17 protein-coding genes are annotated in these 15674 nt (G+C 74.0%); 6 read left to right on the top strand and 11 right to left on the bottom strand.

The features are described 5' to 3' along the window. Window positions 1-136 precede the first annotated feature (136 nt). The 3 genes from ACN263_RS21145 (at window position 137) to ACN263_RS21135 (ending at window position 3234) form a co-directional block, all read left to right on the top strand. Entirely contained in the window at window positions 137-628 is a 492-nt protein-coding gene (locus ACN263_RS21145; RefSeq protein ID WP_422736097.1) for a nuclear transport factor 2 family protein, read from the top strand. An 87-nt stretch (window positions 629-715) separates the two neighbouring features. Further along, window positions 716-2122 (top strand): class II 3-deoxy-7-phosphoheptulonate synthase, encoded by a 1407-nt coding sequence (locus tag ACN263_RS21140; RefSeq protein WP_421472349.1) that lies wholly within the window; start codon window positions 716-718, stop codon window positions 2120-2122. Window positions 2123-2205: 83 nt separating this feature from the next. Further along, window positions 2206-3234, top strand: coding sequence for a threonine aldolase family protein (locus ACN263_RS21135; protein ID WP_422736096.1), 1029 nt, complete (start codon window positions 2206-2208; stop codon window positions 3232-3234). A 140-nt stretch (window positions 3235-3374) separates the two neighbouring features. Here ACN263_RS21135 and ACN263_RS21130 read toward each other — a convergent pair whose 3' ends face one another. Both ACN263_RS21130 and pknB read right to left on the bottom strand, forming a co-directional pair. Then, window positions 3375-4241 (bottom strand): deoxyribonuclease IV, encoded by an 867-nt coding sequence (locus ACN263_RS21130; protein ID WP_422736095.1) that lies wholly within the window; start codon window positions 4239-4241, stop codon window positions 3375-3377. Next, the gene (pknB, locus tag ACN263_RS21125) at window positions 4241-6229 is read right to left on the bottom strand and encodes a Stk1 family PASTA domain-containing Ser/Thr kinase (protein WP_422736094.1); all 1989 of its coding nucleotides are present in this window, start codon (window positions 6227-6229) and stop codon (window positions 4241-4243) included. Before pknB ends, ACN263_RS21130 begins: the two co-directional genes overlap by 1 nt. A gap of 178 nt (window positions 6230-6407) precedes the next feature. Here pknB and ACN263_RS21120 point away from each other — a divergent pair, with 178 nt between their 5' ends. Beyond that, window positions 6408-6782 (top strand): Rv2175c family DNA-binding protein, encoded by a 375-nt coding sequence (locus ACN263_RS21120; protein WP_422736093.1) that lies wholly within the window; start codon window positions 6408-6410, stop codon window positions 6780-6782. A gap of 155 nt (window positions 6783-6937) precedes the next feature. Here the strand turns inward: ACN263_RS21120 and ACN263_RS21115 are convergent, their stop codons facing one another. The 3 genes from ACN263_RS21115 to ACN263_RS21105 are packed head-to-tail and all read right to left on the bottom strand — an operon-like array spanning window position 6938 to window position 8418. Next, window positions 6938-8020 (bottom strand): polyprenyl synthetase family protein, encoded by a 1083-nt coding sequence (locus ACN263_RS21115; RefSeq protein ID WP_422736092.1) that lies wholly within the window; start codon window positions 8018-8020, stop codon window positions 6938-6940. Between the two features lie 9 nt (window positions 8021-8029). Next, window positions 8030-8293: a hypothetical protein gene (locus tag ACN263_RS21110; RefSeq protein ID WP_422736091.1), complete on the bottom strand. Its 264-nt coding sequence runs from the start codon at window positions 8291-8293 to the stop codon at window positions 8030-8032. Beyond that, on the bottom strand, window positions 8290-8418 hold the full coding sequence (locus ACN263_RS21105) for a hypothetical protein (RefSeq protein WP_422736090.1): 129 nt from the start codon (window positions 8416-8418) through the stop codon (window positions 8290-8292). Before ACN263_RS21105 ends, ACN263_RS21110 begins: the two co-directional genes overlap by 4 nt. Before the next feature lie 242 nt (window positions 8419-8660). On the opposite strand from ACN263_RS21105, the gene metF reads away from it, so the two are divergent. Further along, entirely contained in the window at window positions 8661-9578 is a 918-nt protein-coding gene (gene metF / locus ACN263_RS21100) for a methylenetetrahydrofolate reductase [NAD(P)H] (RefSeq protein WP_422736089.1), read from the top strand. A gap of 21 nt (window positions 9579-9599) precedes the next feature. After that, window positions 9600-10313, top strand: a complete 714-nt coding sequence (locus tag ACN263_RS21095; RefSeq protein ID WP_422736088.1) for a CDP-alcohol phosphatidyltransferase family protein — start codon at window positions 9600-9602, stop codon at window positions 10311-10313. A 48-nt stretch (window positions 10314-10361) separates the two neighbouring features. On the opposite strand, the gene ACN263_RS21090 is transcribed toward ACN263_RS21095, so the two are convergent. From ACN263_RS21090 to ACN263_RS21065, 6 genes are read right to left on the bottom strand one after another with little or no spacing between them, the layout of a single operon-like run. Continuing rightward, window positions 10362-11849, bottom strand: coding sequence for a phytoene desaturase family protein (locus tag ACN263_RS21090; RefSeq protein ID WP_422736087.1), 1488 nt, complete (start codon window positions 11847-11849; stop codon window positions 10362-10364). Window positions 11850-11861: 12 nt separating this feature from the next. Further along, window positions 11862-12989, bottom strand: a complete 1128-nt coding sequence (locus ACN263_RS21085) for a glycosyltransferase (RefSeq protein WP_422736086.1) — start codon at window positions 12987-12989, stop codon at window positions 11862-11864. After that, the gene (locus ACN263_RS21080; protein ID WP_422736085.1) at window positions 12986-13846 is read right to left on the bottom strand and encodes a carotenoid biosynthesis protein; all 861 of its coding nucleotides are present in this window, start codon (window positions 13844-13846) and stop codon (window positions 12986-12988) included. Before ACN263_RS21080 ends, ACN263_RS21085 begins: the two co-directional genes overlap by 4 nt. Further along, window positions 13843-14394, bottom strand: a complete 552-nt coding sequence (locus ACN263_RS21075; RefSeq protein WP_422736084.1) for a GNAT family N-acetyltransferase — start codon at window positions 14392-14394, stop codon at window positions 13843-13845. Before ACN263_RS21075 ends, ACN263_RS21080 begins: the two co-directional genes overlap by 4 nt. Then, a complete protein-coding gene (locus ACN263_RS21070) occupies window positions 14391-15128 on the bottom strand; it encodes a monooxygenase (RefSeq protein WP_422736083.1) in 738 nt (245 codons plus the stop codon). The genes ACN263_RS21075 and ACN263_RS21070 overlap by 4 nt, the downstream gene beginning before the upstream one ends. Next, complete coding sequence (locus ACN263_RS21065) at window positions 15125-15613, bottom strand: YbaK/EbsC family protein (protein ID WP_422736082.1); 489 nt, start codon at window positions 15611-15613, stop codon at window positions 15125-15127. The genes ACN263_RS21070 and ACN263_RS21065 overlap by 4 nt, the downstream gene beginning before the upstream one ends. Between the last annotated feature and the right edge of the window lie 61 nt (window positions 15614-15674).

Below are 15674 nucleotides of genomic sequence, written 5' to 3'. Positions count from 1 at the left end.
CGCCCCTTCCCGCCCGTGCCACAGCGGCCCGGTCGACGCCACGCGTCGGCCGGGCCGCCGGCCTTGGGCGGGTCGGGTCGAATGTGGCAGACTCGCGGCTCGGCAGGTCTCGATTTCTCGTACGACGGAGGTGGTCATGCGCCCGATCCATCGCCGGCTGACGGTGACCGCCGCCGCGTTCGTGCTGTTCCCGGCCGCTCTCGTCGGCTGCGGGGCCGACGGCGACGATGCCGAGGACCAGACCGCCACGCCCCAGCGGGCGCCCGCCGAGGAGGCCGCCGCACGATCCCGCGAGCGCGTGCAGGCGTACCTCGACGCGATGACCGCCAAGGACGTCGCCGCCGGCCGCAGTCAGCTCTGCGCGCTGCTGCACGACGGGTTCGACGCCGCGGCCACGGGTCCCAACGGCGACTTCGCCGACCACTTCCAGGTGCCCCAGGCGACCATCACCGACGTCCGAGCTGGTCAGCGCGGCCAGGAGGTCAGCGTCTCGGTCTCGGTCACCGCCGGCAAGAGCAAGGTCACCCGCCCGCTGGTGTTCACCGTCACCCGCGACGGCGGCGACTGGTGCATCGCCGGTGAGGCGCCGGGCGGCAAGCCGGCCCCCAGCCCCTCACCCGCGTCCTGACCGCCGCCGGCGGGATCGACCTCCCACTTGCCGGAACCGTCCCCCTCGCTGCCCGGTCACACGCACGGTCGCCGTACGCTTTCTCTCATGCGCCATGAGTGGCACCAGCTGAGCCATCCCGCGGTGGGTAGCCCGGGCCTGCAGACCAGCCGTCCGACCGTCGACTCCGCCGAGGACGCCGCCCTCGGCCTGGACCGCTGGCGGGAGTTGCCCCGCGAGCAGGTCCCACCGTGGTCCGACCCGGCCGCCGTCGCCGAGGTCTGCAAGGTGCTCGACACCGTGCCGTCGGTCGTCGCGCCCTACGAGGTGGACCAACTCCGGCAGAAGCTGGCGCTGGTGTGCGAGGGCAAGGCGTTCCTGCTTCAGGGCGGTGACTGCGCCGAGACCTTCGCCGACAACACCGAGAGCCACCTGCTGGCCAACGCCCGGACCCTGTTGCAGATGGCGATCGTGCTCACCTACGGCGCGTCGCTGCCGGTGGTCAAGGTCGCCCGGGTCGCCGGCCAGTACACCAAGCCCCGCTCGCTGCCCACCGACGCGCGCGGGCTGCCCGCGTACCGCGGCGACATGATCAACTCGCTGGAGGCGGATCCCGCCGCCCGGGTCGCCGACCCGCAGCGCATGATCCGGGCGTACGCGAACTCGGCCGCCGCGATGAACATGCTGCGGGCGTACCTCGCCGGTGGGCTCGCCGACCTGCACGCCGTGCACGACTGGAACAAGGGCTTCGTGCGGACCTCCCCGGCCGGGGAGCGTTACGAGGCGATCGCCCGGGAGATCGACCGGGCGTTGGCCTTCATCCGGGCCTGCGGGATGACCGACGACGAGGCGCTGCGGACCGTCACCCTCTACTGCTCCCACGAGGCCCTGGCCCTGGAGTACGACCGGGCGCTGACCCGGGTCTCCGACCGCCGGGCGTACGGGCTGTCCGGGCACTTCCTCTGGGTCGGCGAGCGCACCCGGCAGATCACCGGCGCGCACATCGACTTCATCTCCCGGATCGCCAACCCGATCGGCGTCAAGCTCGGCCCGACGACCTCCCCGGACGAGGCGATCGAGCTGTGCGAGAAGCTCAACCCGGACAATGTCCCCGGCCGGCTCACGCTGATCAGCCGGATGGGTAACCACCGGGTCCGCGACGCCCTGCCGCCGATCGTGTCCAAGGTCACCGCCTCGGGCGCCAAGGTGGTCTGGCAGTGCGACCCGATGCACGGCAACACCCACGAGTCGTCCAACGGTTACAAGACCCGGCACTTCGACCGCATCGTCGACGAGGTGCTCGGTTACTTCGAGGTGCACCGGGGCCTGGACACCCACCCCGGTGGCATCCACGTCGAGTTGACCGGTGAGGACGTCACCGAATGCCTCGGCGGCGCCCAGGGCATCGAGGACCTCGACCTGCCCGACCGGTACGAGACCGCCTGCGACCCGCGGCTGAACACCCAGCAGTCGCTGGAGCTGGCCTTCCTCGTGGCGGAGATGCTCCGAGGCTGAGGCTGAGGCTGAGGCCCTCTGCCGGGCGAGGATGACCGTGGTCAGGTACGCGAGACCCGCGACCGGCCACCGAAAGGATGACTGTGACTGAGCTTGTTGACCTGCGTTCCGACACCGTGACCCGACCGACCCTCGGGATGCGTGAGGCGATGGCCGCCGCCGAGGTCGGTGACGACGTCTACGGCGAGGACCCCACCGTCAACGCGCTGGAGGCCGAGGTCGCCGCGTTGTTCGGCCACGAGGCGGCGCTGTTCGCCCCGAGCGGGTCGATGGCCAACCAGATCGCCCTGCAACTGCTCGTGCCGCCCGGCGAGGAACTGCTGTGCGACGCGGACGCGCACGTCGTCACGTACGAGATCGGTGCCGCCGCCGCGTACGGCGGAATCTCCTCGCGGACCTGGCCGGCGGTCGGCGCGGACATCGACCCGGAGGTGGTCGCCCGGATGATCCGTCCGGACGGCTACTTCGCCGTGCCCACCCGCGCGATCGCCGTCGAGCAGACCCACAACCGGGGTGGCGGCGGCGTGATCCCGCTGGCCACACTGCGGGAGCTGCGGGGTGTCGCCGACGACGCGGGGGTGGCGCTGCACTGCGACGGCGCCCGGATCTGGCACGCGCACGTCGCCGACGGGGTGTCGCTGACCGAGTACGGCCGCCTCTTCGACACGCTGTCCGTCTGCCTCTCCAAGGGGCTCGGCGCGCCGGTCGGCTCGCTGGTGGTGGGCAGCGCGGAGAAGATCGAGCGGGCCCGGATGATCCGCAAGCGGATGGGGGGCGGGATGCGTCAGGCCGGCATCCTCGCCGCCGCCGGCCGGTACGCGCTCGCGCACCACGTCGACCGGCTGGCCGAGGACCACGCGAGGGCAGCCCTGCTCGCCGGGGCGGTCGCGCCCTTCGGGGTGCTGGCCACCACGGTCCGTACGAACCTCGTTCCGCTGGACCTGACCAAGCACGCGTTGGACGCCCGCGCCCTGGCCGCCGCCGCGCGCGAGGAGGGCGTGCTGATCTCGGTGCTCGGCCCCCGTACCGCCCGCCTGGTCACCCATCTGGGCCTCGACGACGACGCGGCCACCCGCGCCGCCACTGCCCTGACCAGGATCCTCGCCGCCTGACCCCGCCGTTCCGGCACACCGCGCGTCGCCCGCGCGTCACGCGGCCCTGCCGGCGCCGCACGGCGTTGATCAAGAGGTTTGCGTCAGATTCCGGCCTCCGGATGACGCGAACCTCTTGATCGACACTGACGGGCGGGGCCTCAGGGGTGCAGGCGGGTCAGGGTTTCGATGTCGGCCCGGTGGCCGATGTGCTTCTCGGTGGGGGTCTCCACCACCACGGGGACTCCGGCGGTCGCCGGGTGGGCCATCAGCTCCGCGAAGGCCGGCTCACCGATGGTGCCCTTGCCGATGTTCTCGTGCCGGTCCCGGGTGGAACCGCACAGATCCTTGGAATCGTTGGCGTGCACCAGCCGCAGCCGCTCGGCCCCCACGGTGGCGACAAGCGTGTCGAGGGTCGCCGTCATGCCGCCCTCGGCGGCCAGATCGTGCCCGGCCGCCCACGCGTGGCAGGTGTCGAAGCAGACCCCGAGCATCGGGTGCCGGTCCACCGCGTCCAGGTACGGACCGAGGTGCTCCACCCGCGAGGCGAGCGACCGGCCGCCACCGGCGCTCGGCTCGACCAGCAGCATCGGTCCGCCGGCCTCGGCCGTCCAGTCGAGCAGCGGCAGCAACTCCCGGCGGACCTGCCGCAGCGCCTCCTCGGCGTACCCCTCGTCGACCGAGCTGCCGGCGTGGAACACCACCGCCCGCGCGCCGATCGCCACGCCCCGGCGCAGCGCGTGCGCCAGCGTCAGCGCCGACTTCTCGACCGTGGCCGGGGTGGGCGAGCCCAGGTTGACCAGCAGCGAGGCGTGGATGAACGCCGGAATGCCCCGCTCGGCACAACCCTCGCGGAACAGCGTGTCCTGCGCCGGGTCACCCGGCGGCAGCGCCCAGCCCCGCGAGTTGGAGACGTACACCTGCACGGCGGCGGCTCCGGTCGCGTCGAGGTACGGCAGGGCGGCCTTGGCCAGCCCACCGGAGGTCGGCGTGTGCGCGCCCACCGGCCGCGCGGTGCTCGCCGTCATCAGAAGCACGTGAGGGTGACCGGGGTGCCCGGGGGCACCTGCGAGTTCTCGCCCGGGGCCTGGATGCGGACCGTGGCGTTCGGGTTGAGCACGATCGTCACCGGGTAGCCCTGGCTCTCCAGCACCTGCTTGGCCTGCTGACAGGGCAGGTCGATCACCCGGGGCACCACGACCAGCGGCGGACCCTTGCTGATCTCCAGCTTGACCTCGGTGCCCTTCTCCACGCCCGCGCCGTCGGCCGGGCTCTGGCCGAGGATCTCGTCCTTGGGCTTGTCGGAGTCCTTGAAACTCTCCACCGGCTTCAGGCCGAGCTCGCCCAGCTTGGTGCGCGCCTCGGTCAGGCTCTTGCCCACCAGGTTCGGCACCGTCACCGGCGCCCGGCCGCGGCTCAGGATGAGCGTGATCTTCGTGCCCGGCTTGACCTCGGCGCCCACCTTCGGGTTGCTGTCCAGGACGACGCCGGCCGGCAGGGTGTCGTCGTAGCGGGTGGCGCCCTTGGCGACCACCAGTTGGGCGTTGACCAGATCGGCCTCGGCCAGCTCGTACTCCTTGCCGATGACGTCCGGCACCGGGAAGCGCTCCGGGCCCAGCGAGAGGGTCAGGGTGATCGTGCCGCCCTTGACGATCTTGCTCGACGAGGCCGGGCTCTGCCCCAGCACGCTGTCCTTCGGTACCTTCTCGTCGAAGCGGGGTTCCCCGTACGCCAGGGTCAGGCCGGCGCGTTCGGCCTGGGCCTGCGCCTCGGCCTTGTTCAGGCTGACGAGTTGCGGCGCGGACGTGTAGCGGCCGACGCCGAACCACCAGCCGGCCAGCGCGGCCACCAGGCCCAGCGCCACGACCACGGACGCGAAGGCCAGGCGACCCTGGGAACTGCCCAGGATCCTGGTACGCAGCTCGGCGAACCGCGCGGCCAGACCCTCCGCGGGCTCCGGTGCGGCCCGCCGGCGGCCCGGGCTCTGGCTGCCGCCCTCGGGCAGCCGCGCCCAGGTCGGACGTTCCACCGGGCGGATCGCGGCGACCATCATGGTCGGCTGGGAGGCCGGCGGCTCGTCGGTGATCCGGCGCAGTACGGCGGTGCTGCTGCTGTTGACGTTGCCCAACTGGTCCCGGGCGACCTGGACCTCGGCCAGCAGTGCTCCGGCGTCGGCGGGCCGGGCGGACGGGTCCCGCCGGGTGGCGCGCTGCACCAGCGCGTCGAGGGCCGGCGGCAGGCCGGGCACCAGCGTCGAGGGCGCCGGTACGTCCCGATCGACGTGCTGCCAGGCAACGTCCACGGGACGGTCCCCGTCGTACGGCACCCGCCCGGTCAGCATCTCGAACAGCACGATGCCGGCGGAGTAGACGTCGGTACGCGGATCGGCCCGACCCTCGGTGACCAACTCCGGGGCGACGTACGCCACGGTGGCCATGAGCTGGGTGCCCTGCTCGTCGTCGGCGCTGGCCTCGACCGCGCGGGCGAGCCCGAAGTCGGCCACCTTGACGACGCTGTCCACCAGGTTGGCGACACCGCCGGTGGGCGCCTCGGCGACCAGCACGTTCTCCGGCTTGACGTCGCGGTGCACGAGACCGGCGCGGTGCGCGGCGGCGATCGCGGCGAGCATCTGCTCGGTGATGGCCAGCGCCTCGTCCGGGTTGAGCCGGCGTCGCTCGGCCAGCACGTCGCGCAGCGTACGGCCGCGCACGTACTCCATCACCAGGTACGGCAGGCCGGCGTGGGTGCCCTGGTCGTAGACCGCGACCACGTTCGGGTGGGTCAGCCGGGCGATGGTCTTGGCCTCGTCGGTGAACCGGGCCACGAAGTTGGCGACCCGGGCCCGCGCCTCGGGCGCCTGGGTCGGGTGAATGATCTTGACTGCGACGGTGCGCTCGAGGCGTTCGTCGGTGGCGGTGTACACGGTCGCCATGCCACCACGGGCCACGCGACCGCGAATGCGGTAGCGCCCGTCGATCAGCGAGCCCAGCAACGTGTCGGCGACCTGTGTGTCCATCGGCAGGGAGTCTATGTGTCCAGGGGGTGGGAGTTGAACAGGATGCTACAGCCCGAAGACGCACCCGGTCCGTCCCGTCGTGGCCGCCATCCCGGCGGCGGCCCTGATCCGCTGCTCACCGACGGTTCGTGCGGGGTGCCGATGGCTCCCGCCGGCGGCGGCGTGGCAGGGTGATCGGGTGACCGAATCCGTACCCGACCCCGAGCTCGCCGGCCCCACCGACCCGTCCGGCTGGCTCACCCTGCCCGACGTCGCCGAGCGGCTCGACGTGTCGATCAGCAAGGTCCACCAGATGATCCGTGACCGGGAGCTGCTGGCGGTCCGCCGCGACGGCGTCCGCCGGATCCCCGCGGACCTGGTGGCCAACGCGACAGTTCTCAAGCACCTGCCCGGTGTGCTCACCCTGCTGGCCGACAACGGCTACGACGACGAGGCGGCCATGCGCTGGCTCTACGAGCGGGACGACACGCTGCCCGGCACCACGCCCGCCGCCGCCCTCTCCGGCGACCAGGCCCGCGAGGTCAAACGCCGAGCCCAAGCCCTGGGCTTCTAACCGACCTGCGTGGTGTGGAAAGCCCGCAGGCCCACGTTGCGCCGATCTTGCACTTTGTGTTGCCGTGATGGGCTGGTCTGCCCTAATTATCGCCACCGAAAGTGCAAGATCGACGCGGGTGGGGGGTCGGGGCTGGGAGGGAGGGAGGGGGCGGGTTAGTCGGAGCGGCGGGTTGCCGCTATGGCCAGGTCTACCAGGGCCTGGCGGGCTTCGGTGTCCAGGTCTACGGCGGCGAGGGCGGCCAGGGCGGTGTCGGTGAGCGTCACGATGCGCTGTTCGGTGCGGGTCAGGGCTCCGCTCGCGTCGATCAGCTCGCGCAGGCGGGCCACCCCCTGCTCGTCCAGGTCCGGGTTGCCGAGCTGACCGAGCAGCAGCTCCCGACCCGCGTCGTCGGTCGTCTCCACGGCCGCCGCCACCAGATAGGTGCGCTTACCCTCGCGCAGGTCGTCACCGGCCGGTTTGCCGGTCTGCGCCGGGTCACCGAAGACCCCCAGCACGTCGTCACGGAGCTGGAACGCCTCGCCCAACGGCAACCCGTACGCCGAGTAGGTCGTCCGGACCTCCTCGCTCGCGTCGGCCAGCGCGGCGCCGAGCAGCAGCGGACGCTCGACGGTGTACTTCGCCGACTTGTACCGGGCCACCTTGCCGGCCCGTTCCAGCGAGGTGTCCCCGGTGGCCTGGGTCAGCACGTCGAGGTACTGCCCGACGGTGACCTCGGTACGCATCTCGTCGAAGACCGGCCGGGCCCGGGCCAGCGCCCGCAGGTCCAGGCCGGCCGAGTGCAGCAGCTCGTCGGACCACACCAGGCAGAGGTCGCCGAGCAGGATCGCGGCCGCGTCGCCGAACCCGTCCGCGTCGCCACCCCAGCCGGCCGACCGGTGCCGACTGGCGAACCGCCGGTGCACCGCCGGCTCGCCGCGCCGGGTGTCGGAACGGTCCATCAGGTCATCGTGGATGAGGGCGCTGGCCTGCACGAACTCCAGCGCCGCGAGCGCGGTGAGCACCTCGTCGCCGTCCACCCCGCCGGCGCCCCGGAAGCCCCAGTAGGCGAACGCCGGGCGGAGGCGCTTGCCGCCACCGAGCACGAACGCCTCGATCGCCTCCGCCACCGGTACGAGGGCCTGATCGACCCGGATCAACCGGGCCCGCTGGCCGGCCAGGAACTCGGTGAGCGCCTCGTCGACCCGCTGCCGCAGGCCGGCACGGTCGACGGGGGACACGGGAGCAGCATGGGTCACGCCACGACGCTAGCGCTTCGCCACTTCCCACGCCCCACCGCCACGCGTAGTTCCGCCGGCCCGGCCGCCACCCGTCCGCCCGGCCGGCCGCGTGGCCGTCAACCCGCGCCGGCCCGGCCCGGCCGCTGCGGGCGGTCCGGTCCGCCGGGTGCGCGCGGCCGCCTCGGTGAGCACCTCCGCCGGTACGTCCAGCACGACGGCGAGCCAGCCGAGCCAGAACACACCGGGTACGCGTCGCTGCCGCTCCCACCGGGACACCTCGTGGCGGCTCAACGTGGCAACGCCCGCCGCAGCGCACAACTCGGCGGCGGTCCGCCGTTGGCTCCACCCCGGGCCAGCCGGCGCCGGACCAGCAGCGGCCCGAGTTGGGTGCGGTACGGCGGTGCGGACGAGATCATCGGTCCTCCGGGCGGGTCGACGCGGTGCCACCCCGCCCGCGCGACGGGCCGGGCGCACCTCGGCTGCGTGACCCCCACGCCGGAAACCGGGCCGCCCCCACCGCCCCTTCCGCGCCCCCCGTTTCTACCCCCGGGGTACGACGACTTCCGCGCCCGGTCGCGCCGGGGCCGGGACCGGACAACTCGTCCACGACGGTGGGAAGCTCCTGGGTCACGGTGGCGCCGCCCGCTAGAGTCGGGTCGTGGCGCTCGGTCTTCCCTCGGTACTCCCCAATCCGCAGCCGGCGATCGGGGCGCTCATCCGTGACCATCAGCCGACGTTCTCGTTCGAGTTCTTCCCGCCCAAGACCGAGGCGGGGGAGCGGCTGCTCTGGCAGGCCATCCGCGAGTTGGAGTCGCTGCGTCCGTCGTTCGTGTCGATCACCTACGGCGCGGGCGGCTCGACCCGGGACACCACCGTGGCGGTGACCGAGCGGATCGCCACCGACACCACCCTGCTGCCGATGGCCCACCTGACCGCCGTCAACCACTCCGTCGCCGAGCTGCGGCACGTCATCGGGCGGCTCGCCGGGGTGGGGGTGCGCAACGTGCTGGCCGTCCGCGGCGACCCGCCCGGCAACCCGGGCGGCGAGTGGGTCCGGCATCCCGAGGGCGTCGACTACGCCGAGGACCTGGTCCGGCTGGTCCGTGACTCCGGCGACTTCAGCGTCGGGGTGGCGGCCTTCCCGTACAAGCACCCCCGCTCACCCGACGTGGCCAGCGACACCGCGCAGTTCGTCCGCAAGTGCCGGGCCGGGGCCGAGTTCGCGATCACCCAGATGTTCTTCGACGCCGACGACTACCTGCGCCTGCGCGACCGGGTGGCCGCCGCCGGCTGCGCCACCCCGATCCTGGCCGGGGTGATGCCGGTGACCCAGATCGGCACCATCGAGCGGTCCGTGCAGCTCTCCGGAGCGCCCTTCCCGCCCGCGCTGGCGGCGCGCTTCGAGCGGGTGGCCGACGACCCCGAGGCGGTGCGCCGGCTCGGCATCGAGCAGGCCAGCGAGATGTGCCGCCGACTGCTGGACGAGGGCGTCCCGGGAATCCACTTCATCACCCTCAACCGGTCCACCGCCACCCGCGAGGTCTGGCAGAACCTCAAGGCCGGCGCTCGGGTGTGAACGCGGAGTCGGCGACACCTGATGCCCGGCACGACGGTTGATCCTCAGGTGGGCACACAGCTGAACTGGGACCAGTACGCCACGGCGTGGGCGCGGTTGCACGGCGGGTTCGACCCGCGGGTCGCCGCGCCGGTGGTGCGCGCCTGGCTGCGGTTCGCCTACCACGTCGGGTACGTGCTGGGCCGGCTGCGGGTCGGCCCCACCCCGGTGACCGTGGTCGGGGTGCTGCTCTGCTTCTGCGTACCGTTGCTGGCGACCCGGCCGGGCGACGGCCCGTTCCTCGGCGCGCTGTTCGTGCTGCTCGCCGCCGTGGCCGACAGCGTGGACGGTGCCGTGGCGGTCGCCACCGGCCGCACCACCCGGCTCGGCTACGTCTACGACTCGCTTGCCGACCGGCTCGGCGAGGTGGCGTGGCTGCTGGCGTTCTGGCTGGTCGGCGCGCCGGGCGCGCTGGTCGTCGCGGGCGGTGCGCTGTCCTGGCTGCACGAGTACGTGCGGGCCCGCGCGGTGTCCGCCGGGATGCGCGAGATCGGCGCGGTGACCGTCGGCGAGCGACCCACCCGGGTCTCGGTCGCGCTGGCGGGTCTGGTGGTCGCCGGGCTGGCCGGCCTGATCGAGCCGGACCTGGCGGCCGGCACCATCACCATGGCGACCGCGGTCTGGGTGCTGCTCGCCGGCTTCGGGCTGGGACAGCTGCTCTCCACCGTCCGCCGCGCGCTCCTCGACGCCGGCTGACCGACCGGCCCGGCTGAACGGACCCCGCCGGCTGACCGACCCGACCACCTACCAGGCGGGGCCGATCTCGTCGGCGACGATCTGCGCGGAGAGGGTCACCATCGGCAGGCCGCCGCCGGGGTGGCTGGAGCCGCCCACCAGCCACAGCCCGTGCGCCGGACCCCGGTTGGCCGGCCGGAGCAGGCCGCCGGCGGTGCCGTAGATCGCGCCGCCCGGCGCCCCGGTCGCGGTGTCCAGGTCGGCCGGGGTGCGGACCTCGCGGAACAGCAGCCGGTCCCGTACGTCCACGCCGCGCTCGGCCAGCACCGCCAGGATCCGGTCGGCGTACGCGTCGGCCAGCCCGGGGCGTCGCCAGTCCACCGCGCCCGCCGCGGTGCCCTGCCGGGCGGCGTTGACCAGCACGAACCACGCCTCGTGTCCGGCGGGACGGACCATCGGGTCGTCCGCCACGGTGACGAACACCGTCGGGTCGGCCGCCGGCCGTGCCGGTACGCCCCGACCCGGGTCGCCGAAGACCGCGTCGAACTCGGCGTCGTAGTCGCGCGGGAAGAAGACGTTGTGGTGCGCCAGCCCGGTGCTGCCGGAGACGCCGAGCAGCAGCACGAAACCGGCGAGGCTGCGGTCGGTCAGCGCGGCCAGCCGGCGCGGGTGCGGCAGCAGGTCACGGTAGACGGTGAGCGCGTCCACGTTGGCCACCACCACGTCGGCGGGCACCGGCGCGGCGACGCCGGCGAGGCGTACCCCGTGCACCCGGCCGCCGGTGGCGTCGATCCGGGTGACCCGGGTGTCGGTCTGCACGACCACGCCCAGGTCCAGGCAGCGGGTCAACAGGGCGTCGGCCAGGGTGCCCAGCCCGCCGCGCAGGTACCAGCCGCCGAAGGCCAACTCGGCGTAGGGGACCGCGACCAGCGCCGCCGGCGCCCGGCGTGGGTCGGCGCCGGTGTAGGTGGCGTACCGGTCCAGCAGCATCCGCAGCCGCGGGTCGGACAGGTGCCGGCGGCCCAGGCCGCGCAGGGTGCGGCCCGGCGCGATGGCGGCCAGGTCGCCCAGCCGCCAGGCCAGCGAGGCCAGGTCGCGGGGGGAGTCGACGGTACGGCGCAGGATGTCCCGCGAGGACGCCTCCCACACCCGTGCGGCCCGACGCCACAACCGCTGCCAGTCGGCCGCCGCCCGGTCACCGAGGGCGGCCCCGATCCGCGCGGCGAACTCCGCCGGGTCGGCGCACGAGTCCAGGGCCGGGCCGCCGTCGGGAAAGACGTGCCGGACGATCGGGTCCAGCGGGACCAGGTCCAGGTACTCGTCGAGCTTCGCCCCGGTCGCCTCGAACAGGTCGTGGAACACCTCGGGCAGGGTGAGCAGGCTCGGCCCGGTGTCGAATCCGAACGTGCCGGCCGGGGTGTCCCGCGCGTACCGGCCGAGCTTGCCGCCGACCGTGTCGGCGGCCTCGAAGACGGTCACCTGGTGTCCGGTGGCGGCCAGCCGGGCGGCGGTGGCGAGGCCACCCACCCCGGCGCCGACGACCACGATCCGCGCCATGCCGTGCCCTCCCTAGGTGACCGGGCGACCCCGCCAGGTGAGGCGGTGTCGCTTCCGCAGATGGTACGACCGCAGGGTCAACCAGCCGAGGACCACGACCGACACGGGGTGTGCGAGCGCGTCGGGCCACCACCGTCCCCCGGTCGCGCGGGCGGTGAGCACCCGCCCGACCACGCCCAGCAGGTAGCCGGCCAGTCCCACGGCGGCCACCGTCGGCGCCCCGACCGCCAGACCCGTTAGCGCGACCAGCGGCGGGGCGGTGTAGAGCAGCAGCAGCGCCGCCACCACGGCCGCCGCCGCGCCCGGATGCCCGAACGACGCCCACAGCGACTTCGAGTACCCGTCGCGCAGTTGCGGCCAGTCCTCGTACATCCGGCAGCTGGCCAGCCGCGAGCCGTCGGCCAGGGCGATCCGCCCGCCGGCCCGCTTGACCGCCCGGGCCAGCTCGACGTCCTCCAGGATCTTGTCGGCGACCGCGGCGTGCCCGCCGGCGGCGGTGTAGCCGGCCCGGTCCACCACCAGGAACTGCCCGCCCGCCGCGGCCAGCGACGGCCGCGGCGAGCGCTCCATCGTCCGCAGCGGCAGGAAGGTCAGCCAGAGCCACTGCAACAGCGGCTGGACCAGCCGGTCGGCCGCCGTCGCCACCACGATCCGGGGGTACGGCGACAGCAACGTCGCGCGGGCGGCGCGCAACTCGGTGACGGCCGCCGCCACGGCGTGCGGGGCGAGCACCACGTCGGCGTCGACGAAGACCAGCGCGGTGGCCTCCGGGTCGGCCCGGGTGGCCAGTTGCCAGCAGGCGTGCGGCTTACCCAGCCAGCCCGGCGGCGGGGCGACCCCGGTGAGCACGGTGACCCGGGGGTCGTCGCCGGCCACCGCGCGGACCACGTCGGCGGTGCCGTCGGTGGAGCCGTCGTCGAGGACCACGACGCGCAGCCCGGGTACGCCGCGCTGGGCGAGCAGCGCGCGCAGGCACGGCGTGACCCGGGTGGCCTCGTCGCGCAGCGGCAGCAGCACGGCCACCGGCTCGCCGACCTCGTCCGGCGCGTCGGTGGGCCGGCGCAGCCAGCGGGTGGCGTTGACCCAGGTGTGCGCGGTCAACGCGGCGACGGCGACCAGCAGGACGGCCAGGACGGTCATCGGGTGGCGTCGACGCCGGTACGGTCCGGCCGGTGGTCCTCCTGGCGGATCTCGCCGGCCCGGCGGGCGCGCAGCAGCGTCACCGTCAGCGGCACGGCGGTGACCGCCATGCCGGCGGCGCCCCAGAGCGCCGAGGCGGGCAGGTCCAGGAAGACGGCGTGGGCCAGGATGCTGGAGAAGTACGTCCACAGGTAGAGCGCGACCATCGGGTGGTCCCCGGCGTCGGTGCGCTCGGCGGTCGGGCCGGCCAGCGGACGCAGCGCGCTCATCAGCAGCACCGCGAAGAGCAGCCAGCCCAGGTAGTTGCTGACCGGGATGCCGGTCAGGCCGGGCAACGCGGGGGTGGCGTCGCGCCACACCCAGTAGCCCTCGGCGACCATCTGCGGGTCGAGGAAGAGGTCCCAGGCCGCCAGACCCACGGTGGCCAGCGCGATCCGCCGTACCCAGAGTCCGGCGGCCGATGCCCTGCCACCGCCGGTCGGGGCGCGGTCGCCGCCGGTCAGGCGGACCGCGGCCAGCCAGGCCGGCCAGGCCATCCAGGTCCACGCCAACGGAATGATCAGCGGCACCCCGGCGAGCTTGGGACCCAGCTCGCCCGAGTAGTCGTAGCTGCCGAACGGCACACCGGTGGCCACCCCGATCGCCTCGATCGCGAACCCACCGCCGGTGGCCACCGCGACCAACGCCGCCGCCACCCGGGGCCCCCGACTGAGCAGTGCGTGACCGACCGAGAGCAGCCAGCCGAGCACGACGGTGGCCACGGTCAGCCCGGCCCGGGTGGCGCCGGTGGTGAGCGGGTAGCAGATCTGGGCGAGCACCAGGACGCCGAGCAGCGTCCAGGAGATCCGCCGGGTCATGACGCCGGGGGATCGAGCGGCAGGTCCCGACCGAGGACGCCGAACGGCCGCTCGTCACCGGGGAAGTGGAAGTCGCGCAGCACGTCGACGAAGCCGAAGCGCCGGTACAGTCGCCAGGCCCGCGAGGTCTGCTCCTCCGCCTCCGGGGTGGACAGCAGTGTGGTGTCGCCCTCGGCCATCGTGAGCAACGCCCGCAACTGGCCGGCGCCCAGGCCGTGCCCCTGCGCGGGCGGGCGGACGTGCAGCTCGACCACCTCGAAGCAGTGGGTGAGCCAGCGCTTGCGGGTCGGACCGTCCAGCGCCCGGTGCACCTGGTCGTGCCACCACTGGCCGGGACTGCCCAGATAGCCGTACCCGAAGCCGGCGAGATGGCCCTCGCTGGTCAGGCTGGCCACGGCCCGGAACCCGGGCCGGCGGACGTGGGTGGCGATGTAGCCGCGCCGGGCCTCCAGCAGGTCGGTGCGGTACCCCATCGCCTCGCCGTAGACGGCCACCACATCGTCCAGTCGTCGGACGAGATCGTCCGGCGTCCAGCGCACCAACCTCATGCCCGCCCATCCTTCACTGTCGCCTGGTCGCCGTCGGCGGCCCACCCGAGGACCGTCCGGTCGCCGAGGACGTCGCGTACCTCGAATCGGGCGAACAGCTCCTCGGCGTACCAGCCCGCGGTGGGGGTTCGCATGATCGCCGCCCGATGCTCCGGGTGACGGTACGCGAACGCCACCAGGTCCGTCGGGTCGCGCCACACGCTGACCGTGCCCTGCCAACCCAGCGGGGCCTCACCGACGCCGAACCGGGCGAGCAGCCCCGGCGCGTCGCGCAGGGCCGCGGCCACCGGCGGGATCGCCCGCCAGAAGGTGGCCGCCCGACGTGCCCGCAGCCGGGCCCGCGTCAACGCCAGCACCGGCCCGGTCACCCGACCGCCCGGCGGTTCGCCGAACGGCCGCTGACCGGACCACTCGCCCCGGCTGCTCAGCGGACGCAGGTCGACCCGGACCTGCGCCTGGGCGATGCGCGCCCAGGCCCGCCCGACCGGCGAGTCGTCGAAGCCGGCCGCCGCGGCGGGGGAGTCCCAGACGGTCAGCGCCGCCCACCTGGTGAGGTCGGCGTCGCCCGGACCGAAGCCGGTGCCCGTCCCGGTGCCCAGCAGTTTGCCGAACCGGACGCCCGGCAGGGCGCGCAGCCGGCGTGGATCCACCGCCATCCGGGTCAGCGCCCGGGGCAGCGCGCCGCGCGGGGTCCGCCACACGTGCAGGGTGACCAGCTCCGGAGTCGTACTCACGCCACCTCGGCCGGGGTACCGGCGGTGACGCGCAGCAGTTCGGCGTAGGTGGTCGGGAAGACCGCCTGCGGTACGCCGCCCGCGGCCCAGATCTGCGGGTACGCCGCCAGCGCCGTGTCCACCAGGGTGCGCAGTGCCCGTGGGTGCCCGAGCGGGGCGACCCCGCCGATCGGCTGCCCGGTGTGCGCGCGGACGAACTCCGGGGTGGCCCGGCGCAGCCGGGTGACGCCGATGGACGCGGCCAGCCCGGCGGTGTCCACCCGGTGCGCGCCGGAGGTGAGCACGAGCAGCGGCGCGTCGTCCGCGTCGAAGATCAGTGAGTTGGCGATCTGGCCCACCTCGACGCCGAGCGCCTCGGCGGCGGCTGCCGCGGTGTGCACCGCGTCGGGCAGGAGGCGGACCGTGCTGGGCTGACCGGCGTCGTCGAGTGCGCCGGCGCCGTCCAGCGCGTCCTGCACCGCCCGTACGTTCGGGTGTGGCTGCATCCCGTCATTCTCCCCGGTCCGTCGGTGATCGGTTCAGCCGGCCACGCCGTCGTGGGTACCC

The organism is Micromonospora sp. WMMD729, from assembly GCF_049315225.1.
Taxonomy (GTDB): Bacteria; Actinomycetota; Actinomycetes; order Mycobacteriales; family Micromonosporaceae; genus Micromonospora.
Note: the sequence above shows the minus strand (reverse complement) of the source record. Positions and strands in the feature narration are given on the sequence as shown.